Annotated in this window: 20 protein-coding genes and 5 tRNA genes; 16 read left to right on the top strand and 9 right to left on the bottom strand. The window is 53.0% G+C overall.

Translation table 11 applies throughout. The annotated features are described in order from the left end of the window. Positions 1-206: 206 nt before the first annotated feature. Complete coding sequence (gene norR, locus HV037_RS06025; RefSeq protein WP_103284140.1) at positions 207-1,724, top strand: nitric oxide reductase transcriptional regulator NorR; 1,518 nt, start codon at positions 207-209, stop codon at positions 1,722-1,724. Here the strand turns inward: norR and gutQ are convergent. The 7 genes from gutQ to srlA form a co-directional block, all read right to left on the bottom strand. Continuing rightward, positions 1,721-2,686 carry an arabinose-5-phosphate isomerase GutQ gene (gene gutQ, locus HV037_RS06030; protein ID WP_047499450.1) on the bottom strand — a complete coding sequence of 322 codons (966 nt, stop codon included), beginning with the start codon at positions 2,684-2,686 and terminating at the stop codon, positions 1,721-1,723. The two genes, norR and gutQ, sit on opposite strands and share 4 nt — an antisense overlap. Next, positions 2,679-3,452: a DNA-binding transcriptional repressor gene (locus HV037_RS06035; protein ID WP_003037350.1), complete on the bottom strand. Its 774-nt coding sequence runs from the start codon at positions 3,450-3,452 to the stop codon at positions 2,679-2,681. Before HV037_RS06035 ends, gutQ begins: the two co-directional genes overlap by 8 nt. 70 nt (positions 3,453-3,522) lie before the next feature. Next, positions 3,523-3,882, bottom strand: coding sequence for a transcriptional regulator GutM (gene gutM, locus HV037_RS06040; protein WP_016154172.1), 360 nt, complete (start codon positions 3,880-3,882; stop codon positions 3,523-3,525). 97 nt (positions 3,883-3,979) lie between these two features. After that, positions 3,980-4,759, bottom strand: coding sequence for a sorbitol-6-phosphate dehydrogenase (srlD, locus tag HV037_RS06045; protein WP_049040395.1), 780 nt, complete (start codon positions 4,757-4,759; stop codon positions 3,980-3,982). A 17-nt stretch (positions 4,760-4,776) separates the two neighbouring features. Then, positions 4,777-5,139, bottom strand: a complete 363-nt coding sequence (srlB, locus tag HV037_RS06050) for a PTS glucitol/sorbitol transporter subunit IIA (protein WP_016157310.1) — start codon at positions 5,137-5,139, stop codon at positions 4,777-4,779. A gap of 13 nt (positions 5,140-5,152) precedes the next feature. After that, on the bottom strand, positions 5,153-6,124 hold the full coding sequence (locus HV037_RS06055) for a PTS glucitol/sorbitol transporter subunit IIB (RefSeq protein WP_016157309.1): 972 nt from the start codon (positions 6,122-6,124) through the stop codon (positions 5,153-5,155). After that, positions 6,121-6,684, bottom strand: a complete 564-nt coding sequence (gene srlA, locus HV037_RS06060; RefSeq protein WP_016154169.1) for a PTS glucitol/sorbitol transporter subunit IIC — start codon at positions 6,682-6,684, stop codon at positions 6,121-6,123. Before srlA ends, HV037_RS06055 begins: the two co-directional genes overlap by 4 nt. 264 nt (positions 6,685-6,948) lie before the next feature. On the opposite strand from srlA, the gene mltB reads away from it, so the two are divergent. The 15 genes from mltB to luxS all read left to right on the top strand — a co-directional run bounded on the left by mltB (position 6,949) and on the right by luxS (position 18,379). Then, positions 6,949-8,028, top strand: coding sequence for a lytic murein transglycosylase B (mltB, locus tag HV037_RS06065; protein ID WP_049040396.1), 1,080 nt, complete (start codon positions 6,949-6,951; stop codon positions 8,026-8,028). Positions 8,029-8,219: 191 nt separating this feature from the next. Next, positions 8,220-8,717 carry a nicotinamide-nucleotide amidase gene (pncC, locus tag HV037_RS06070; RefSeq protein WP_016154167.1) on the top strand — a complete coding sequence of 166 codons (498 nt, stop codon included), beginning with the start codon at positions 8,220-8,222 and terminating at the stop codon, positions 8,715-8,717. A 92-nt stretch (positions 8,718-8,809) separates the two neighbouring features. Continuing rightward, on the top strand, positions 8,810-9,874 hold the full coding sequence (gene recA, locus HV037_RS06075; protein WP_016154166.1) for a recombinase RecA: 1,065 nt from the start codon (positions 8,810-8,812) through the stop codon (positions 9,872-9,874). Positions 9,875-9,943: 69 nt separating this feature from the next. Next, complete coding sequence (gene recX, locus HV037_RS06080; RefSeq protein WP_016154165.1) at positions 9,944-10,444, top strand: recombination regulator RecX; 501 nt, start codon at positions 9,944-9,946, stop codon at positions 10,442-10,444. Positions 10,445-10,572: 128 nt separating this feature from the next. After that, on the top strand, positions 10,573-13,200 hold the full coding sequence (gene alaS, locus HV037_RS06085) for an alanine--tRNA ligase (protein WP_016157306.1): 2,628 nt from the start codon (positions 10,573-10,575) through the stop codon (positions 13,198-13,200). A gap of 238 nt (positions 13,201-13,438) precedes the next feature. Further along, a complete protein-coding gene (gene csrA / locus HV037_RS06090) occupies positions 13,439-13,624 on the top strand; it encodes a carbon storage regulator CsrA (RefSeq protein WP_000906486.1) in 186 nt (61 codons plus the stop codon). Between the two features lie 336 nt (positions 13,625-13,960). Further along, positions 13,961-14,053 (top strand) — tRNA-Ser (locus HV037_RS06095). Between the two features lie 3 nt (positions 14,054-14,056). Continuing rightward, positions 14,057-14,133: transfer RNA gene (locus tag HV037_RS06100), tRNA-Arg, on the top strand. Between the two features lie 91 nt (positions 14,134-14,224). After that, positions 14,225-14,301: transfer RNA gene (locus HV037_RS06105), tRNA-Arg, on the top strand. A 192-nt stretch (positions 14,302-14,493) separates the two neighbouring features. Beyond that, a tRNA-Arg gene (locus HV037_RS06110) sits at positions 14,494-14,570 on the top strand. Positions 14,571-14,762: 192 nt separating this feature from the next. Then, positions 14,763-14,839, top strand: a tRNA-Arg gene (locus tag HV037_RS06115). Positions 14,840-15,088: 249 nt separating this feature from the next. Continuing rightward, entirely contained in the window at positions 15,089-15,655 is a 567-nt protein-coding gene (gene yqaB / locus HV037_RS06120; protein WP_181500202.1) for a fructose-1-phosphate/6-phosphogluconate phosphatase, read from the top strand. Beyond that, positions 15,652-16,080 carry a YqaA family protein gene (locus HV037_RS06125; RefSeq protein ID WP_003825961.1) on the top strand — a complete coding sequence of 143 codons (429 nt, stop codon included), beginning with the start codon at positions 15,652-15,654 and terminating at the stop codon, positions 16,078-16,080. The genes yqaB and HV037_RS06125 overlap by 4 nt, the downstream gene beginning before the upstream one ends. A gap of 77 nt (positions 16,081-16,157) precedes the next feature. After that, complete coding sequence (gene gshA / locus HV037_RS06130) at positions 16,158-17,714, top strand: glutamate--cysteine ligase (protein WP_016154161.1); 1,557 nt, start codon at positions 16,158-16,160, stop codon at positions 17,712-17,714. A gap of 149 nt (positions 17,715-17,863) precedes the next feature. Continuing rightward, complete coding sequence (luxS, locus tag HV037_RS06135; protein WP_016154160.1) at positions 17,864-18,379, top strand: S-ribosylhomocysteine lyase; 516 nt, start codon at positions 17,864-17,866, stop codon at positions 18,377-18,379. 141 nt (positions 18,380-18,520) lie between these two features. Here luxS and emrB read toward each other — a convergent pair whose 3' ends face one another. Both emrB and emrA read right to left on the bottom strand, forming a co-directional pair. Continuing rightward, positions 18,521-20,059 (bottom strand): multidrug efflux MFS transporter permease subunit EmrB, encoded by a 1,539-nt coding sequence (emrB, locus tag HV037_RS06140; protein ID WP_016154159.1) that lies wholly within the window; start codon positions 20,057-20,059, stop codon positions 18,521-18,523. 16 nt (positions 20,060-20,075) lie between these two features. Next, entirely contained in the window at positions 20,076-21,248 is a 1,173-nt protein-coding gene (gene emrA / locus HV037_RS06145) for a multidrug efflux MFS transporter periplasmic adaptor subunit EmrA (RefSeq protein ID WP_016154158.1), read from the bottom strand. Between the last annotated feature and the right edge of the window lie 85 nt (positions 21,249-21,333).

Consider the following 21,333-nt stretch of genomic DNA (forward strand, 5'->3'; position numbering starts at 1 on the left):
CCTCAGTAATTAATTCAGCGTTTTTCTAAAAAAGATGTTTTGCTTATTGCAGGTTGCGTGCCAACTTTTTATTTGTTGATTTTAAAGGGTTTGTTTTTTAATGCCTATAAGGTGGTAGTCAAAATGACTATTCATTTTATTGTCAATATGACAATATGAATTGTCAATATGACAATATGAATTGTCAAAATGACAATGAGGTCGTCATGAGTTTTTCCGTAGACGTGCTGGCGGGTATCGCCATTGAATTACAAAGCGGTATTGGACATCAGGACCGTTTTCAACGCCTGATAACCACATTGCGTCAGGTGCTGGAGTGCGACGCGTCGGCATTGCTGCGCTATGAGTCGCGACAGTTTATTCCGCTGGCGATCGATGGGCTGGCGCAGGACGTTCTCGGCAGGCGCTTTACCCTGGAAGGGCATCCTCGTCTGGAGGCGATTGCCCGCGCCGGGGACGTGGTTCGTTTCCCTGCCGACAGCGATTTGCCAGACCCTTACGATGGGCTGATTCCGGGCCAGGAGAGCCTGAAGGTACACGCCTGCATTGGCTTACCGCTGTTCGCCGGTCAAAATCTGATTGGCGCGTTAACGCTGGATGGCATGGAGCCCGATCAATTCGATGTTTTCAGCGATGAAGAGCTTAGGCTGATTGCCGCGCTGGCGGCGGGAGCGCTGAGCAATGCGCTGCTGATTGAACAACTGGAAAGCCAGAATATGTTGCCGGGCTCGTCGACGGCCTTCGAGCAGGTGACTGAAACCCAAATGATTGGCCTGTCGCCCAATATGCTGCAGTTGAAAAAAGAGATTGAGATTGTGGCGGGATCCGATCTCAACGTACTGATTAGCGGCGAAACGGGGACCGGGAAGGAGCTGGTAGCTAAGGCTATCCATGAAGGTTCGCCGCGCGCGGTGAATCCGCTGGTGTATCTGAACTGCGCGGCGTTGCCGGAAACCGTAGCGGAAAGTGAGCTGTTTGGTCACGTAAAAGGCGCCTTTACCGGGGCTATCAGCAATCGTAGCGGTAAGTTTGAAATGGCTGACAATGGGACGCTGTTTCTCGATGAGATTGGCGAGCTCTCGCTGGCGTTACAGGCTAAGTTGCTACGTGTGTTGCAGTACGGCGATATTCAGCGTGTGGGTGACGATCGCAGCCTGCGCGTGGATGTTCGGGTGCTGGCGGCAACGAACCGTGATTTACGGGAAGAGGTGCTGGCCGGGAATTTCCGTGCGGATTTGTTCCACCGTCTGAGCGTCTTTCCCCTTTCCGTTCCGCCCCTTCGTGAACGCGGCGAAGATGTGGTACTGCTGGCCGGTTATTTTTGCGAACAATGTCGGCTGCGGCTGGGACTTTCCCGCGTGGTGTTAAGTCCCGGCGCGCGTAGCCATCTGTTGAATTACGGCTGGCCCGGGAACGTGCGCGAGCTGGAACATGCTATTCACCGGGCGGTTGTTCTGGCAAGGGCCACCAGGGCAGCGGATGAAGTGGTGCTTGAGGCGCAGCATTTTGCCCTGCAGGATGAAACCCCGGTTCTGCAGGCGGAGGTTGTTGCGGAGATCCCGCAGCATTGCAACCTGCGTGAGGCAACGGAGTCATTCCAGCGGGAGATGATCCGCCGGGCGTTGGCGCAAAATAATCACAGTTGGGCGGCAAGTGCGCGGGCGCTGGAAACAGACGTCGCCAACCTGCACCGGCTGGCGAAACGTCTGGGGCTGAAGGATTAGAGAATACCTGCCTGATAGAAATCCTGCAGGTTGATAGCACCGGTGAGTTTACCGTTTTCATCTACCACCGGTGCGGCAGTGATTTTGCGCTTCATCAGGATCTCTTTGGCGTCAATGGCGCGGCTCTGCGCCTGCAGCGTAATGCCATTATGGGTCATTGCTTCGCTAACCTGAGTGGTGAGCGCTCCGCCGCCAACCAGCCAGCGGCGCAGGTCACCGTCGGTAAAGACGCCTTTCACCAGCGACTCGTCGTCGCAGACTGCCACCAGGCCAAGACCCGTACGGCTTAATTCCAGCATCGCGTCCATGACGCTGGTGGTGAGCGTCACCTGCGGAATGGCATCGTCACGGCGCATCAGATGATGCACTTTATTTAGCAGACGAGCGCCCAGCGCACCCGCCGGATGCGAGCGGGCAAAATCTTCTTCGTTAAAGCCGCGCGCCTGCATCACGGCGATTGCCAATGCGTCGCCCATCATCAGAGTGTTCACGGTGCTGGAAGTCGGTGCCAGGCGCATCGGACAGGCTTCGCGCTCAACGGAAATATCCAGCACGGCGTTGGCTGCCAGACCCAGCGGTGAGGTCGGTTTTCCGGTCATTGCCAGCAGAGCGACGGACTTGTCTTCCAGGCGCGGAATGATGAGATCCAGTTCTTTTGCGCCGCCGGAGTAGGAAATAAACAGCATGACATCACGGCTTTCAATCATGCCTAAGTCGCCGTGCAGCGCTTCAGCCGGATGCACAAAAAAGGCGGGCGTGCCGGTACTGGCGAGGGTCGCGGCTATTTTTTTGCCAATATGGCCTGATTTGCCAATCCCGGAGACAATCACTTTGCCTTCGCAGTGGATGATAGTATTGGCGGCGCGGACAAAATCATCGCCCAGTCGTTCAGGCAGTCGGCTGGCTTCCTGTAGCTCCAGCATTAACGTCTGACGGCCCGCGTTCAGTAGTGCATCACTCATTGGTTTCTCCGGTTATGATCACTTCAATCCCTTTTGCTTCCAGCGCCTGACGAAACGCAGGGTCGATACCCGCATCGGTAATCAGCTTGTCGACGCTTTCCAGACTGCACACAACATTGGGGCTTTTGCGCCCAAATTTTGACGAGTCAGCCATCAGAATCACTTCGCGAGCGGCATTGCACATCGCTTTACTGACGCTAAACACCTCATTAAAGGTGGTCACGCCGGCATTGAGGTCAATGCCGTCGGTGCCCATGAAGAGTTTATCAAAGCTGAACTGCTCAAAGGCGTTTTCTGCCAGCTGACCGTGAAATGACGCAGATTTTTTGCGAAAGGTCCCGCCGGGCATCAGGATAGTTTGCTCGTTGTCCAGCTCTGAAAGGGCGTTAACAATGTGCAGACTGTTGGTCATGACGGTGATGTTGCTAAAGCGGGTGAGCATCGGCACCATCTGCAATACGGTGCTGCCCGCATCCAGAATAATCGAGTCGCCATCGTGAATAAAACGGACGGCGGCTTCGGCAATCTGCTCTTTTTTATGCGTATTGATTAGCGTTTTGTGATCGATTGGCGGGTCGGATTCGTCTTTATTTAATACCACGCCGCCATAGGTACGAATGACGGTTCCGGCATTCTCCAGAATGACCAGGTCTTTGCGAATGGTCGTGCCGGTTGTGTCAAAGTAGTGGGCCAGTTCTTCAACCGAGCATTTTCCCTGCTTTTGCAGATGCTCCAATATGGCTGCCTGTCGCTGACGAGGTTTCATAGGCGTGATTACCCTGACTTATTAGGTTGCAAAATGATAATTTCGCAAGCTATTAGCATTCACAACGAAATTACCCATGTTTCAGTTTAAGCGCCAATGATAGTGCATTCTGCGCTAACGGATCATGGGGAAAGATCACATCAGGCTGTAAATCATCAAGATGTTTGCCCATTATCGTGGCAATTTTACCGGGCCTGGCAAATACAGTAAGACCTTTCATAAATAACGAATCGGTAACCCGCTGCTGCTCATCCAGCGCGATGGCGACCACCACGCGGGGTTTAAACCGTCCACCGGAACGACCTACGCCAACCCGACCCCGCTGGCAGAGTTGATCAAACGCCCGGTTAAAGCGGGATATTTGCCAGCCACCGAGCGCCAATTGCAGGCACCAGGCGATAGCGGCGACGGTAATCAGTGCGGAAACCATAATGTGCTCCTTTGATTGTGCCGGATGGCGGCTGTGCCTTATCCGACCAGATGTGTGTAGGCCCGGTAAGCGCAGCGCCACCGGGCAATCATGTTTCTTAGAACATCACCTGACCACCGGTCACGTTAATGGACTGACCGGTGCAGTAAGAGGCTTTCGGGCTGGCGTAAAACAGCAGCATGTTCAGCACGTCCTGATAATCGCAGCCGCGCTTAAGCGGAACCTTATCAATGTAGTACTGCTCGACTTCGTCTGGCTTAAGGCCAAGCTTGGTCGCATATTGCGGTAATAATGACTGGAACATCGGTGATTTCAGCAGATTGCCGAGCATCAGTGAATGCACGGTGATCCCGTACTCTGCCAGATCCAGCGCCAGCGACTGGGTTAAACCTACGCCGCCAAATTTTGCCGCGCTATAGCCTGAGTTGTGTTTACTGCCCACTTTCCCTGATTTGGAGTTGATCTGGATAATGCGTCCCTGGACGCCATCGCGGATCATCAGGCGTGAAAATTCACGTGCGCAGAGGAAGTAGCCGACCAGATTCACCTGCAGCGAGCGGTCGAAATCCCCAAGCTGAAAGTCGCTGATAAACGCGGCTTTTGCGATACCCGCGCTGTAAACCAGCAGATCGACGTGGCCAAATATTTCATCCACTCCGCGCGACAGCGCCAGCACACTCTGTTCGCTGGTGGCATCAGCGCCAAAACCGTAGGCGGTGCCTTCGCCAAACTCGGCGTTAATTTCCTGCGCGACGTTGGCGGCTTTATCGCTTTGGATATCCACCACCGCGACGCGGTACCCTTCTGTCGCAAGCCCACGGCAAAGGAATGCCCCCAGGGTCTGGCCTCCACCAATGACAACGGCAACCTGATTCATCTTTATCTCCTTAAATCTTAAGCAATAAACTTCAAAATACAGCCTGGTGCGATACCGTCCGGTACGGGGCCCGCAACGTGTACGGTGCCGGGAAATTCCGCTTCACTCAGTCCGTCAAAACGCAGAGTGATATGCCCCAGTTCACGTAAGTTTTGTTCCGCCACGCTGCCAACGGCTGTGACCGGGTAGTGATGCTGGCCTAGCTCAAATTGGATCCCAGCCTGCAAAGAGCCGTTCAGCTCCCCATGGCAATGGATGAAGCAAAATTCTTCGATATCCGCAGGCGCGCCTTCACGAAAGGTAATTAGCATCTGGTCGCAGAGTGCATCCGGGGCGCTCTGGCCGATGCGGGTGATGGTGGTTTCATAAATCACGGTCATTTTTGAGAGCCTCTTATTGGTAAATAAAGCCGGAAACAAACCAGGCGATGAGAACGGTCGGTGCGCCGGTCAGAAAACGACTCACCAGTACGGATGGCACACCGACGCGGACCGTGTCCTGGCGCGCTTCGGCTAGCGACAATCCGACTGGAATAAAGTCGCATGCCGCTTGGGCGTTAATGGCGAACAGGGCAGGTAGCGCCAGATGCGGAGGAATGTTCCCCAAACCAATCTGTACGCCGATCAGGACGCCGATAACCTGGGCGATGACCGCACCAGGGCCGAGGAAAGGGGACAGCAGCGGGAAAGAGCAGATCAGCGCCAGGGTTACCAGCCCCAGCGGATGGCTGGCCAGCGGTGCGAGTCCATGGGCAATCCAGTCACCCAGGCCAGACGCCATAATGATGCCGATCAGCGCCGAGACGAACGCCATAAACGGCAGAATGGTTTTCAGGACGGTATCGATAGTGTCTCGCCCGGCCTGAAACAGAACCGCAACGGCTGAACCCATTCCCATGCCGACTTTTGCCAACAGACCGTCGCTTTGTTCGGTAATTTTCTTGCTGGTGTCGTACTCGCGACCCATCGTGCTGTTTGCAGGCGTTGGCGCAGCGGATGCTTCACCGACAACGGTAATGTTTTCTTCTTTCACGCCAGAGACATAGATATCTTCGATAATATATTGGGCCAGCGGACCGGATTTACCCGTCGCGTGAATATTCACTGTTGGTATACGGCGTTTTGGATAGATCCCGCAGCGCAGCGTGCCGCCGCAGTCGATGATCGCCACGCCAATTTCGTTCTCTGGCGGCTCGCCTTCTTTGAAGCCATCAACGGCCTGCCAACCTGTCAGGCTGGCTATCCTGTCGACTATTGCGGGGCGAGTCCCGGCGGTGATATAGACAATTTTCTTGCCTGGCACGGCATCCAGTTCAAGCGGGCCGCCCCAGCCGCCGGTGCCTTTTTCAATACGAATACGCGTCATGATGCTGCTCCCGCCAGATGTACTTTCTGCTCAAGTTGAATGCCCATTTTTTTCTCAAAGATGGTGGTGGTGAAATCGGTCACCCAGCCGCGGAAGAAGTTGGTCACCAGGCCGACCAGCAAATAGCTCACCGCCAGCGGGCCGAGCGGAAGACCCAGCGTGGTCAGACCGCTGGCGATCCCCAGATAGACGAACAGCTCACCGGGGTTGATGTGGGGAAATAAGCCGTTCATTGAATGGCAGCTGTAAGAGGCGGCTGCGTAGTAGCTGGGCTTGAACTTTTCCGGCATAAAGCGGCCCAGGCTCAGCGTCATAGGATTACAAAACACAAATGTGCCGATGCACGGCAGCAGTAGATAGCGGGACAGCGGGTTTCCGGCGCAGCGCTGGGCAAAACGTTCAATACGTTGCTGACCGATAAAGTTAATCAGCGCATTCATGATGACCAGCAGACTGATCAGCAGAGGCAGAATACCGGTCACCATGCCGGTAAACACCTCTCCGCCTTTCTGGAACAATCCGATAAACCACTCAGCACCGAGTGTGATGGTGTCGATCATTATTCTCTCCTGTAGGGGTTTTAGTTATCTTGCCAAACGGTAACTAATTTTAATCAGATCGAAAGATTTAAAAGTGTTATTTTGATCGCAAAATGAAAGATAAATATTTTAATTTGAAAGATTGTGCGTGAGAACGCGCAAATGTGCCGGTCAGGAGTGCAAGAGGGGGGAAATTCTGTGAAGGAGAGCGACTACTGCTTCCTTGTGTGGCGGAGGATGCTTTACCATACTTCTCCCAGGCTGAATTTGTTTAATGGATGTCTCATGTTCAAGCGTCGTTATGTAGCGTTACTTCCCCTTTTCGTATTGCTTGCTGCTTGTAGCAGCAAACCTAAACCTTCAGAGACTCAAACGACTACGGGTACGCCATCCGGCGGCTTCCTGCTTGAGCCACAGCACAATGTCATGCAAACGGGCGGCGATTTTGCCAATAATCCGAACGCGCAGCAGTTCATCGAGAAAATGGTGAACAAGCACGGCTTTGACCGCCAGCAGTTGCAGGAGATCCTGTCGCAGGCCAAGCGTCTGGACTCGGTATTGCGTTTGATGGACCGCCAGGCGCCGACGACTCAACCGCCAGCCGGACCTAACGGTGCATGGCTGCGGTATCGTAAACAGTTCATCACCCCGGATAACGTACAAAACGGTGTGGCCTTCTGGAACCAATATGAAGATGCGCTGAACCGTGCATGGCAGGTCTACGGCGTACCGCCGGAAATTATCGTTGGCATTATTGGCGTAGAGACGCGCTGGGGCCGCGTGATGGGTAAAACGCGGATTCTGGATGCGTTGGCGACGTTGTCGTTTAACTATCCTCGTCGTGCGGAATATTTCTCTGGTGAACTGGAAACCTTCCTGCTGATGGCGCGAGATGAAAGCGACGATCCGCTCGATTTGAAAGGTTCTTTCGCAGGGGCGATGGGCTACGGCCAATTTATGCCATCTTCCTATAAACAATATGCCGTTGATTTCAATGGCGATGGTCACATTAACCTATGGGATCCGGTTGATGCTATCGGTAGCGTGGCGAACTATTTCAAAGGCCACGGTTGGGTGAAAGGCGATACGGTCGCGGTTCCGGCGAATGGCCAGGCGCCTGGGCTGGCGAACGGCTTTAAAACCCAGTACAGCATTTCTCAGCTTACCGCCGCAGGCCTGACGCCGCAGCAGTCATTGGGGAATCATCAGCAGGCCAGCCTGCTGCGACTGGATATCGGTACCGGTTATCAGTATTGGTATGGACTGCCGAACTTCTACACCATCACCCGCTATAACCACAGTACCCACTATGCAATGGCCGTGTGGCAATTGGGTCAGGCGGTCGCGCTGGCGCGCGTGCAGTAATCATTTGTTATCGGTCTACAGGGGCAATTCCTTGTAGACCGAATACGCTATCCTGGTGCGTTATCCGGTACTCTTTTGAATGCGGTTTATCTATTTTCTGAATGCCCCTCGTAAAATTGTCTCCTCATCCCCATCTTGGTTATGAAAGTGCTATCTTGTCCGGCATATTTTTTTAACTGACAGAGGCTGAAATGACCGACAGTGAACTGATGCAGTTAAGCGAGCAGGTTGGCCTGGCGTTGAAAGCGCGCGGGGCAACCGTGACGACGGCGGAATCCTGCACCGGCGGCTGGGTAGCTAAAGCAATTACGGATATTGCCGGCAGCTCCGCCTGGTTTGAGCGCGGGTTTGTGACCTACAGCAATGAAGCCAAAGCGCAGATGATTGGCGTGCGCGAAGAGACGCTGGTCCAGCATGGGGCGGTGAGCGAACCTGTGGTGGTGGAGATGGCGATTGGCGCGCTAAAAGCGGCCCGCGCGCATTTCGCTGTTTCGATTAGCGGTATTGCGGGGCCAGATGGCGGCAGTGAAGAAAAGCCCGTGGGGACGGTATGGTTCGCTTTTGCCAGCGCGAGCGGCGAGGGGATTACTCGCCGGGAATGCTTCAGCGGCGATCGCGATGCGGTACGTCGACAGGCGACCGCCTACGCGTTACAAACCCTGTGGCAACAATTTCTACAAAACACTTGATACTGTATGAGCATACAGTATAATTGCCCCAACAGAACATTATCTATCACGTTTCGCGGTTTAACCCGAAAGCGGCATGACAGGAGTAATTAATGGCTATCGACGAAAACAAACAGAAAGCGTTGGCGGCAGCGCTGGGTCAGATCGAAAAGCAATTCGGTAAAGGCTCCATCATGCGCCTGGGTGAAGACCGTTCCATGGATGTGGAAACCATCTCCACTGGTTCGCTTTCTCTGGATATCGCATTGGGCGCGGGCGGTTTGCCAATGGGCCGTATCGTTGAAATCTACGGGCCTGAATCTTCCGGTAAAACGACGCTGACCCTGCAGGTTATTGCTGCCGCACAGCGCGAAGGTAAAACCTGTGCGTTCATCGATGCTGAACACGCGCTGGATCCCGTCTATGCGCGCAAGCTTGGCGTTGATATCGACAACCTGCTGTGCTCTCAGCCTGATACCGGTGAACAAGCGCTGGAAATCTGTGATGCGCTGGCGCGCTCCGGTGCGGTTGACGTTATCGTTGTCGACTCCGTTGCCGCATTGACGCCGAAGGCAGAAATCGAAGGCGAGATTGGTGACTCTCACATGGGCCTTGCGGCACGTATGATGAGCCAGGCCATGCGTAAGCTGGCCGGTAACCTGAAGCAGTCCAACACGCTACTGATTTTCATCAACCAGATCCGTATGAAGATTGGCGTTATGTTCGGTAACCCGGAAACCACCACCGGTGGTAACGCCCTGAAATTCTATGCTTCTGTTCGCCTGGATATCCGTCGTATTGGCGCGGTGAAAGAAGGCGACAACGTGGTTGGTAGCGAAACCCGTGTTAAGGTCGTGAAAAACAAAATTGCAGCGCCGTTCAAACAGGCTGAATTCCAGATTCTTTACGGTGAAGGTATCAACTTCTACGGCGAACTGGTCGATTTGGGCGTGAAAGAGAAGCTGATTGAAAAAGCCGGTGCATGGTACAGCTACAACGGTGAGAAAATTGGTCAGGGTAAAGCGAATGCCACTAACTGGCTGAAGGAAAACCCGGCAACTGCGAAGGAAATTGAGAAGAAAGTACGCGAGTTACTGCTCAATAACCCGGATTCAAAACCAGACTTCTCTGTTGATGACAGCGGTGAAGATGTAAAAGAAACGAACGAAGATTTCTGATAATCTGACGTTATCGCACATAGAAGGGCTGCATACCATGCAGCCCTTTTCCATTTCTGAAGGCTCACTATGACAGAAGCAACTTCCCGCCGCTCCGCTTATTCCCGACTTCTTGACCGCGCTGTACGTATACTGGCGATGCGCGATCACAGCGAGCAGGAACTGCGGCGTAAGCTGGCCGCTCCGGTGATGGGAAAAAATGGACCGGAAGACATTGATGCAACGCCGGAGGATTACGACAAGGTCATCGCCTGGTGTATTGAAAGCCGTTATCTGGATGATGACCGCTTCGTTCAGCAGTTTATCTCCAGCCGTAGCCGTAAAGGTTATGGACCCGCGCGTGTGCGTCAGGAATTAAACCAAAAAGGGATTTCGCGTGAAGCCGTTGAACGAGCCATGCGCGAGTGTGAAATTGACTGGGCAGCACTTGCGCGCGCGCAGGCCATTCGTAAATACGGAGAACCTTTACCTGTAGATTTTTCAGATAAGGTAAAGGTCCAGCGCTTTTTGCTCTACCGTGGCTATCTGATGGAAGATATTCAGGCAATATGGCGAAATTTTGACGATTGAGCGCATACGGGATTTTACTTCCCAGTAAAGAAAACTTATCTTATTCCCACTTTTCGATTGCCAGAGGCGCAGTTTACGTGCCGATGCTGGTAATGACATTTCGTTAGCTTGATTTCTTCAGGATAATTATGAGCAAGAGCACCGCTGAGATCCGTCAGGCGTTTCTCGATTTTTTCCATAGTAAAGGACATCAGGTAGTTGCCAGCAGCTCCCTGGTACCGAACAATGACCCTACTTTGTTGTTTACCAACGCCGGGATGAACCAGTTCAAGGATGTGTTCCTTGGCCTCGACAAGCGTAATTATTCCCGCGCAACCACCTCGCAGCGTTGCGTGCGTGCGGGCGGTAAGCACAACGACCTGGAAAACGTCGGTTACACTGCACGTCACCATACTTTCTTCGAAATGCTGGGCAACTTCAGCTTCGGCGATTATTTCAAACATGATGCTATTCAATACGCATGGGAACTGCTGACCGGTGAAAACTGGTTTGCCCTGCCAAAAGAGCGTCTGTGGGTCACCGTCTATGAAACTGACGATGAAGCCTATGAAATCTGGGAAAAAGAAGTTGGCATTCCGCGCGAACGTATCATCCGTATCGGTGATAACAAAGGCGCGGCTTATGCTTCCGACAACTTCTGGCAGATGGGTGATACCGGCCCTTGCGGTCCGTGCACCGAAATTTTCTACGACCACGGCGACCACATTTGGGGTGGCCCTCCGGGAAGCGCAGAAGAAGATGGCGATCGCTACATTGAGATCTGGAACATCGTCTTCATGCAGTTCAACCGTCAGGCTGACGGCACCATGGAACCGCTGCCGAAGCCGTCCGTGGATACCGGTATGGGCCTTGAGCGTATTGCGGCCGTGCTGCAACACGTTAATTCCAACTATGAAATCGACCTGTTCCGTTCACTGATTGAGTCCGTGGCGAAAGTCACCGGCGCGACCGATCTGAGCAACAAGTCGCTGCGCGTTATCGCTGACCATATCCGCTCCTGTGCATTCCTGATTGCCGATGGCGTTGTCCCGTCGAATGAAAACCGTGGTTATGTGCTGCGTCGTATCATTCGTCGCGCGGTACGTCATGGCAACATGCTGGGCGCGAAGGATACCTTCTTCTACAAGCTGGTTGGTCCGCTGGTGGACGTCATGGGCTCCGCAGGTGAAGAACTGAAGCGTCAGCAGGCTATGGTTGAGCAGGTTCTGAAAACCGAAGAAGAGCAGTTTGCGCGTACACTGGAGCGTGGTCTGGCGCTGCTGGATGAAGAACTGGCAAAACTGTCCGGTGATACACTGGATGGCGAAACCGCATTCCGTCTGTATGACACCTACGGTTTCCCGGTTGACCTGACGGCGGACGTTTGCCGCGAGCGCAACATTAAGGTTGACGAAGCGGGCTTTGAAGCCGCAATGGAAGAACAGCGCCGTCGCGCGCGTGAAGCCAGCGGCTTTGGCGCAGACTACAATGCGATGATTCGTGTTGATGGCGCCTCTGAATTTAAAGGCTACGAACATCTGGAACTGAACGGCAAAGTGACCGCGCTGTTTGTTGATGGTAAAGCGGTAGACGCAATTAACGCAGGTCAGGACGCAGTTGTCGTACTGGATCAGACTCCGTTCTATGCGGAATCTGGTGGTCAGGTTGGCGACAAGGGTGAACTGAAAGGCGCAGGCTTCGCGTTTGCCGTGAGCGACACGCAGAAATATGGCCAGGCGATTGGTCACATTGGTAAGCTGTCTGCGGGTTCTCTGAAAATTGGCGATGCAGTACAGGCTGATGTTGATGAAGCTCGTCGTGCGCGCATTCGCTTGAACCACTCCGCAACGCACCTGATGCACGCGGCGCTGCGCCAGGTACTGGGCACGCATGTGGCACAGAAAGGCTCGTTGGTTAACGATAAAGTGCTGCGCTTCGACTTCTCTCATACTGAAGCTATGAAGCCTGCTGAAATCCGTGCCGTTGAAGATCTGGTGAATGCGCAAATTCGTCGCAATCTGCCGATTGAAACGAACATCATGGATCTCGAAGCGGCGAAAGCCAAAGGCGCAATGGCGCTGTTTGGCGAGAAATATGACGACCACGTGCGTGTTCTGAGCATGGGTGATTTCTCTACCGAACTGTGTGGTGGTACTCATGCCAGCCGTACGGGGGATATTGGTCTGTTCCGTATTGTGTCTGAGTCAGGCACTGCGGCGGGCGTTCGTCGTATTGAAGCTGTGACCGGTGAAGGCGCTATCCAAACCGTGCATGCTGAGAGCGATCGCTTAAGCGATATTGCGCAGCTGCTGAAAGGCGATAGCCAGAATATTGGTGACAAAGTTCGTTCCGTGCTGGAGCGTACGCGTCAACTCGAAAAAGAATTGCAGCAATTGAAGGAACAGGCTGCGGCGCAGGAGAGTGCAAATCTCTCCAGCAAAGCGGTTGATATTAATGGCGTGAAGCTGCTGGTCAGCGAACTCGCGGACGTTGAGCCGAAAATGTTGCGTACCATGGTTGATGATCTGAAAAATCAACTGGGGTCTACCGTTATCGTTCTGGCAACGGTAGTGGAAGGTAAGGTTTCTCTGATTGCGGGTGTGTCTAAGGACGTGACAGATCGCGTGAAAGCAGGGGAACTGGTTGGAATGGTCGCTCAGCAGGTAGGCGGTAAGGGTGGTGGTCGTCCGGACATGGCGCAAGCCGGTGGTACGGATGCTGCGGCTCTGCCAGCAGCGTTAGCCAGTGTGAAAGGCTGGGTCAGCGCAAAACTGTAATAATTATAAGCGTAAGTCGACGCTGCGGACTTCAATCCGCAGCGTTTGTATCAACGCTATCGACAACGATAAAGTCAGGTTGAAGTTGTGTATATCGGCTAAACTTAGGTTTAACAGAATGTGATGCCGTGACTGCTTACACTTAGGTGTTTGTCATCGCTTACTTTTTGGCGTTATATGATGGATAATGCCGGGATACAGAGAGACCCGACTCTTTTAATCTTTCAAGGAGCAAAGAATGCTGATTCTGACTCGTCGAGTTGGTGAGACCCTCATGATAGGCGATGAGGTCACCGTGACAGTTTTAGGGGTGAAGGGCAACCAGGTGCGCATTGGCGTAAACGCCCCGAAAGAAGTTTCTGTCCATCGTGAAGAGATCTACCAGCGTATCCAGGCTGAAAAATCCCAGCAGTCCAGTTACTAAGGTTTTCGCGTCTCACCTTTCTGGTGAGGCGCAACCTGATTGAATTATCCCTTTTCTTCTCTTTTCTTCTTCGTTTTCCTCATTTTTTCGATTCTCATCCGCGCATTGCCTTTCCCTGCGATTTTTCCGTTTGTTCATTGCTTCAGGAAATTGCCAATTTATCTGTTGATAAAACACTCTTTTTGCCGTTTTTGCAGACTAATTGCGCGTGAAATGTGCAAACGATAAAAGCGCTGGAAAAATTGTTTGACTTATAAGTCCCAGAAAGTAATATGTGCGCCACGCAGCGACGATGAGCAGAAACAAGTTCTTCGAAGCACTCGCAAGAGGCGTGTTGGTGAGGTGGCCGAGAGGCTGAAGGCGCTCCCCTGCTAAGGGAGTATGCGGTCAAAAGCTGCATCCGGGGTTCGAATCCCCGCCTCACCGCCATTTGCATCCGTAGCTCAGCTGGATAGAGTACTCGGCTACGAACCGAGCGGTCGGAGGTTCGAATCCTCCCGGATGCACCATCTTCTCTGCAATAGCGCATTAGCGTTGTTACAGAAAATCGATATCACTTTAGCAGCGATATCAAATCTGCAGTAAGTAAGTTTCCCTGATGCATCCGTAGCTCAGCTGGATAGAGTACTCGGCTACGAACCGAGCGGTCGGAGGTTCGAATCCTCCCGGATGCACCATCTTCTCCGAGATAACAGCAAAACTGTTGTTTCATGGTCTGCGAGATAATCGCGAGCACCAGGGAGGATAACGTTGCTTCAGCAACGGCCCACAGGGCGAGGCGCAGCCGAGTAATCCTCCCGGATGCACCATCTCTTACTTGATATCGCTCATTACGATATCAATATCGGCAGTAAAGCAAGTTTCCCGATGCATCCGTAGCTCAGCTGGATAGAGTACTCGGCTACGAACCGAGCGGTCGGAGGTTCGAATCCTCCCGGATGCACCATCTTCTCCGAGATAACAGTAAAACTGTTGTTTCATGGTCTGCGAGATAATCGCGAGCACCAGGGAGGATAACGTTGCTTCAGCAACGGCCCGCAGGGCGAGGCGCAGCCGAGTAATCCTCCCGGATGCACCATCTCTTACTTGATATCGCTCATTACGATATCAATATCGGCAGTAAAGCAAGTTTCCCGATGCATCCGTAGCTCAGCTGGATAGAGTACTCGGCTACGAACCGAGCGGTCGGAGGTTCGAATCCTCCCGGATGCACCATCTTCTCCGAGATAACAGCAACACTGTTGTTTCATGGTCTGCGAGATAATCGCGAGCACCAGGGAGGATAACGTTGCTTCAGCAACGGCCCCAGGGCGAGGCGCAGCCGAGTAATCCTCCCGGATGCACCATCTTCTCTCCTTTGAATCATTTCCACATACTCCCGGAACACCCCTTAATTCGCTGTCAGCGACAAAATCAATCAATTACGATAAAATAACGTCTGGTCATTCGGCTTGTGAGAAGACGATGTACGAACGTTATGCGGGTTTGATTTTTGATATGGATGGCACCATCCTGGATACCGAGCTAACGCACCGTAAGGCGTGGCATGAGGTATTGGGGCATTATGGATTACGTTTTAATGAACAAGCCATGGTCGCCCTCAATGGCTCCCCAACGTGGCGTATTGCCCAGTCGGTAATTGAATTGAATCATGCCGATCTTGACCCTCATGCATTGGCGCGTGAAAAAACCGACAAGGTGAGAAGTATGCTGCTGGATAGCGTCCAGCCTTTGCCATTGGTTGACGTCGTGAAAGCCTGGCATGGTCGTCGTCCTATGTCGGTAGGTACGGGGAGTGAAAGCGCGATTGCGGAAGCTCTGCTCGCACACCTTGGGCTGCGTCGCTATTTTGATGCTGTAGTCGCAGCCGATCACGTACAACACCATAAACCTGCTCCTGATACGTTTTTGCTCTGTGCCGAACGTATGGGTGTTGCTCCGGCGCGCTGTGTCGTATTTGAAGATGCCGATTTTGGACTGCAGGCGGCGCATGCCGCAGGAATGGATGCTGTGGATGTCCGGTTATTGTGAGTGATGGACTATCGCTCCTGTCACTGTTTGCCAGCAGTTTTCTCAGCGCTACGCTATTACCCGGCAATTCTGAAGTTGTTTTAGTTGCTTTGCTGGTCTCTGGGGTAAGTCATCCCTGGGTCTTAGTCTTAACAGCAACAATGGGTAATAGCCTTGGAGGGTTAACTAACGTTATCCTTGGGCGTTTCTTTCCATTGCGTAAAACATCGCGCTGGCAAGAAAAAGCCACTGGCTGGCTGCGGCGCTATGGCGCTGTCACACTATTATTAAGCTGGATGCCGGTTGTGGGTGATTTACTGTGCCTGTTAGCTGGATGGATGCGCATCTCGTGGGGTCCAGTACTTTTTTTCTTATGCCTTGGCAAGGCGCTGCGCTATGTAGTTGTCGCAGCGGTTACGACGCAAGGCATTATGTGGTGGCACTAATTGTGTTGTGAGATAGCCTTCAGGGTAACCAATACCATTATGCTAATTAAAACGATTTTGACAGGCGGGAGGTCAATTTGATCCCGGACGTATCACAGGCGCTGGCCTGGCTGGAAAACCATCCTCAGGCGTTAAAGGGGATTCAACGTGGGCTGGAGCGCGAAACGCTGCGCGTTAATGCAGATGGGTCATTAGCAACGACAGGCCATCCTGAGGTGTTAGGCTCAGCGCTAACGCATAAATGGATAACCACTGACTTTGCCGAAGCACTGCTGGAGTTTATTACGCCTCCAGGCGACGACATTGAGAAAATGCTCACGTTCATGCGCGACCTGCATCGGTATACCGCCAGGAACCTGGGCGACGAGCGTATGTGGCCGCTGAGCATGCCTTGCTATATTGCCGAAGGCCAGGATATCGAACTGGCGCAGTACGGTACGTCGAATACCGGTCGTCTGAAAACGCTGTACCGTGAAGGCCTCAAAAACCGTTACGGTGCGTTGATGCAGACTATCTCCGGCGTACACTACAATTTCTCATTGCCGATGGCTTTCTGGCAGGCGAAATGTGGCGTAACGGACGGCGAAGATGCTAAAGAGAAGATCTCCGCGGGTTACTTCCGTCTGATCCGCAACTACTACCGTTTTGGTTGGGTGATCCCGTATCTGTTTGGCGCCTCTCCGGCCATTTGTTCCTCTTTCCTGCAAGGAAAACCGACAACCCTGCCGTTTGAAAAAACCGACTGTGGGATGTATTACCTGCCGTATGCGACGTCGCTGCGCCTGAGTGATTTGGGCTATACCAATAAGTCGCAAAGCAATCTCGGAATTACGTTTAACGATTTGCATGAGTATGTGGCAGGATTAAAGCGCGCGATTAAAACCCCTTCCGAGGAGTACGCGGCGATCGGTCTGGAGAAGGACGGTAAGCGTCTGCAAATCAACAGCAACGTTCTGCAGATTGAAAATGAGCTGTATGCGCCTATTCGCCCGAAACGCGTCACTCGTCGTGGCGAAACGCCTTCTGACGCGCTTCTGCGTGGCGGTATTGAGTACATCGAAGTTCGTTCACTGGATATCAACCCGTTCTCACCGATCGGCGTGGACGAGCAGCAGGTGCGTTTCCTCGATCTGTTTATGGTCTGGTGTGCGCTGGCCGATGCCCCGGAAATGAGCAGCGATGAATTGCTGTGTACGCGTAAAAACTGGAATCGTGTGATTCTCGAAGGTCGTAAGCCTGGGCTGACGTTAGGTATTGGCTGTGAAACAGCCCAGTTCCCGCTGCCTAAGGTAGGGAAAGATCTGTTCCGTGATCTGAAACGCGTGGCACAAACGCTGGACAGCATCGATGGGGGAGAGGAGTATCAAAAGGTCTGTGATGAACTGGTTGCCTGTTTTGACAACCCAGAACTGACTTTCTCTGCCCGCATCCTACGGTCTATGATTGATGAAGGCATTGGCGGCACGGGTAAAGCGCTGGGTGAGGCTTACCGAAATCTGCTGCGTGAAGAGCCGTTAGAAATATTGCAGGAAGCGGAATTTATTGCTGAAACCGAGGCTTCAAAGCGTCGTCAGCAGGAGATCGAAGCGGCTGATACTGAGCCGTTTAGCGTGTGGCTGGAAAAGCACGCTTGATACAAAAGAAAAAGGCCACTCGGGAGTGGCCAAAATTTCATCTCTGAAAACAGGGATGATGATAACAAATGCGCGTCTTTCATATACTCAGACTCGCCCCGGAACAAAGAGTTCAGATTATTTTCAAAAAATTTATCGGAGGTGGCTAAATGCCGTTGTTAGATAGTTTTACTGTCGATCACACCCGGATGGAAGCTCCCGCGGTCCGGGTTGCAAAAACGATGAACACCCCGCATGGCGACGCAATCACCGTGTTTGATCTGCGTTTCTGCATTCCGAACAAAGAAGTGATGCCTGAGAAAGGTATCCACACGCTGGAACATCTGTTTGCAGGTTTTATGCGTAACCATCTCAACGGCAACGGCGTGGAGATTATCGATATCTCTCCGATGGGATGCCGCACTGGCTTTTACATGAGCCTGATTGGTACGCCAGACGAGCAGCGTGTTGCCGACGCGTGGAAAGCGGCGATGGCGGACGTGCTGAAAGTGCAGGATCAAAACCAGATCCCGGAGCTGAACGTTTACCAGTGTGGCACGTATCAGATGCACTCTCTTAGCGAAGCACAGGATATCGCACGTCATATTCTGGAGCATGATGTACGCGTTAACAGCAATGAAGAGCTGGCGCTGCCGAAAGAGAAACTGCAGGAACTGCATATTTAGTCATACTGATTAGTTGTTCCAGTATTTAAATTAACCTCGGCTTATAACCGGGGTTTTTTATTGCCTCCCGTAAACCATCTCCCTGGGAGGTGGTTTACGGGGCAATAAAAAAGGGATCCGCAGATCCCTTTTATCAGATATTTAGTGCGCGCCACCGCCGCCGCCGCCCGCACCGAAGGGTGGCTTGGCAAACCACACCAGGCCAAGCAAGACCAGGAAGATCCCCGCCGACATCCAGAAGATTTCGTTGGCGGAAATAATCAGCCCCTGATTGGTGATCTGCTGGGCTATCCAGCCTGACGCCTGCTGGTGCGTCATCCCTAAATCCTGCAGCTTATCGTACATTGCCTGCGCATTTGGATTGTAAGGATTAACGGATTCCGTTAACTGCGCATGGTGAAGTGACTCGCGGTTAGTCCACATCGTCGTCGTAATTGATGTACCAATAGAGCCGGCCAGCGTTCGCGTAAAGTTCGACAAACTTGATGCCGCGGCCAGACGCTCAGGCGGTAAGCCGGACAGCGTGATAGTCGTCAGCGGCATAAAGAAGCAGGCTACCGCGAAACCCTGAATAAACTGTGGCCAGGCCGATGCGCCAAAGTCCATACCCGGTTCGAACGTCCACGCACGCCAGTAGAAACAGACGGCGTACATAATAAAACTGAACGTGACTAACCGACGCATATCAAGCTTGTGCGCGAAGCGGCCGATAATCGGCGATAAGATCACCGGAATCACCCCAACCGGCGCTGACGCCAGACCGGCCCAGGTTGCCGTATAGCCGTATACCTCCTGCAACAGCTGCGGCAGCAGGACGATTGCGCCGAAGTAGAGCATATAGGCCAGACTGATACACAGACAGCCGATGGTAAAGTTGCGCGACTTAAACAGTGAGAGGTCGACAATGGGGTGCTCGTCGGTAAGCTCCCAGACGATCAGGAAGCTGATGGCGACAACGGCGACCACCGTCAGGATGATAATCTCCTGAGAGGCGAACCAGTCCAGCTCTTTGCCGCGGTCGAGCATAATCTGCAAACTGCCGATACCAATGACCAGCAGTGCCAGACCAATGGCATCGATGCGCCGCTGCTCGGTTTTGGTTTCCCGACCGCGCAGGGTTTGCAGGGTCATCAATACCACCGCAGCACCGATTGGCACGTTGATGAAAAATATCCAGCCCCAGTGATAGTTGTCGCTGATATAGCCCCCAAGAATAGGGCCACATATCGGGGCAACAATCACCGTCATCGACCATAGCGCCAGGGCGATGGAACGCTTGGCGGGAGGATAGTTATTCAGCAACAAGCTTTGTGACAGCGGAATTAATGGTCCGGCGACAATCCCCTGGATTACGCGGAAGAAAATCAGCATGTTCAGGCTGGTGGACATCCCGCATGCCCATGACGCAATGACGAAGGCGATAGTTGACCACATGAATAGCCTTACTTCGCCAAAGCGCTTTGCCAGCCAGCCGGTGATCGGAATCGAGATAGCGTTCGCCACCCCGAATGAGGTGATCACCCAGGTTCCCTGGCTCAGTGAAGAGCCGAGGTTCCCGGCGATAGTGGGGATCGCCACGTTAGCAATGGTGGAGTCCAGCACCTGCATGAATGTCGCCAGGGACAGCGCGATCGTCATAATGACGAGCTGCGCGCCTTCCAGCGGTTTTTGCTGTTGCATCACACGCACCTTTGAATTAGCCCGCGTTGGCCTGCACGATCTCTTCGATCATCTTATTGACCGGAGCAAGGTTGATTTCCCGTGCATTACTTTCTGATACCGGCGTGGTGCGAACCTGGCTTGCCAGAATTTGTCCGTCACGATTTGAGGTATCTACCGTAACCAGCGTAGATAAACCGATACGCAGCGGATGCTGCGCCAGCTGCTGTGCATCCAGTTCAATACGCACCGGCAGACGCTGGACGACTTTGATCCAGTTACCCGTCGCGTTTTGTGCTGGCAGCAGGGAAAAGGCGCTGCCCGTACCCATATCCAGGCCGACAACCTTACCGGTATATTTCACGTCATCGCCGTAAATATCGCTGATCACGGTCGCCGGTTGACCGATACGCATGTGCGCGAGCTGTGTTTCTTTGAAGTTGGCATCCACCCACAGGTTAGTGGCTGGAACGACCGCCATCAGCGGCGTGGTCGGGCTAATTTGCGCTCCCGGCTGCACGGAACGACGGGAAACATAGCCAGTCATTGGGCTGACGATTCTGGTTCGTTCCAGCGCCAGCCAGGCATTGCGCACTTCAGTGGCCGCCTGTTGCACGGCGGGCTGGTCTTCCAGCTTACTGCCGAGAATCATCGCCTGGTTGGCATTATATTGTTGGATAGCGACATCAAGCTGAGCCTGAGCGCTGGCGACGGCATCACGCGCATGTTGCAGCTCTTCGCGGCCAATCAGGTTGGCGTTGCCCAGCGGGACACGGCGATTAAAGTCGCTTTGTGCCTGCGCCAGCGCGGTTCTCTGCACTTCAATGCTTGCCTGTAACTGCTTGCTGTTGATCATCAACTGGTGCGTCTGACGCACGCTGGAAGCCAGCGCAGTTTTGGCTTTTTCAAATGCCTGCTTTGCGTCCGTCTGGTCGAGGGTGACCAGCACATCGCCTTGTTTTACAAAGTCAGTGTTATCAGCCCAGACTTTCGTCACGCTGCCTGATACCTGCGCCATGATTTGAACCTGGTTCCCTGCCACGTACGCATCGTCTGTCTCTTCGACATGACGCAGTACTAAAAACCAATAAATCCCATATGCCACGGCAATAATAATAAAGAGCAAGGTCAGAAGGAGCAGCATACTTTTACGTTTGCCATTCTTCTTGACCGGTTGCTGCGGGGTTTGAGTCTCCGCATTTACGCTCATGTTGTTCTCCACGATCTTCTTTTTTTTCACATCGGCTGAGCCGACCTGTTTATCAGACAGGCCAGCAGTATGCGTGCTGGCCTGT

The organism is Citrobacter sp. RHBSTW-00017 (assembly GCF_013797615.1).
Taxonomy (GTDB): Bacteria; Pseudomonadota; Gammaproteobacteria; order Enterobacterales; family Enterobacteriaceae; genus Citrobacter; species Citrobacter braakii.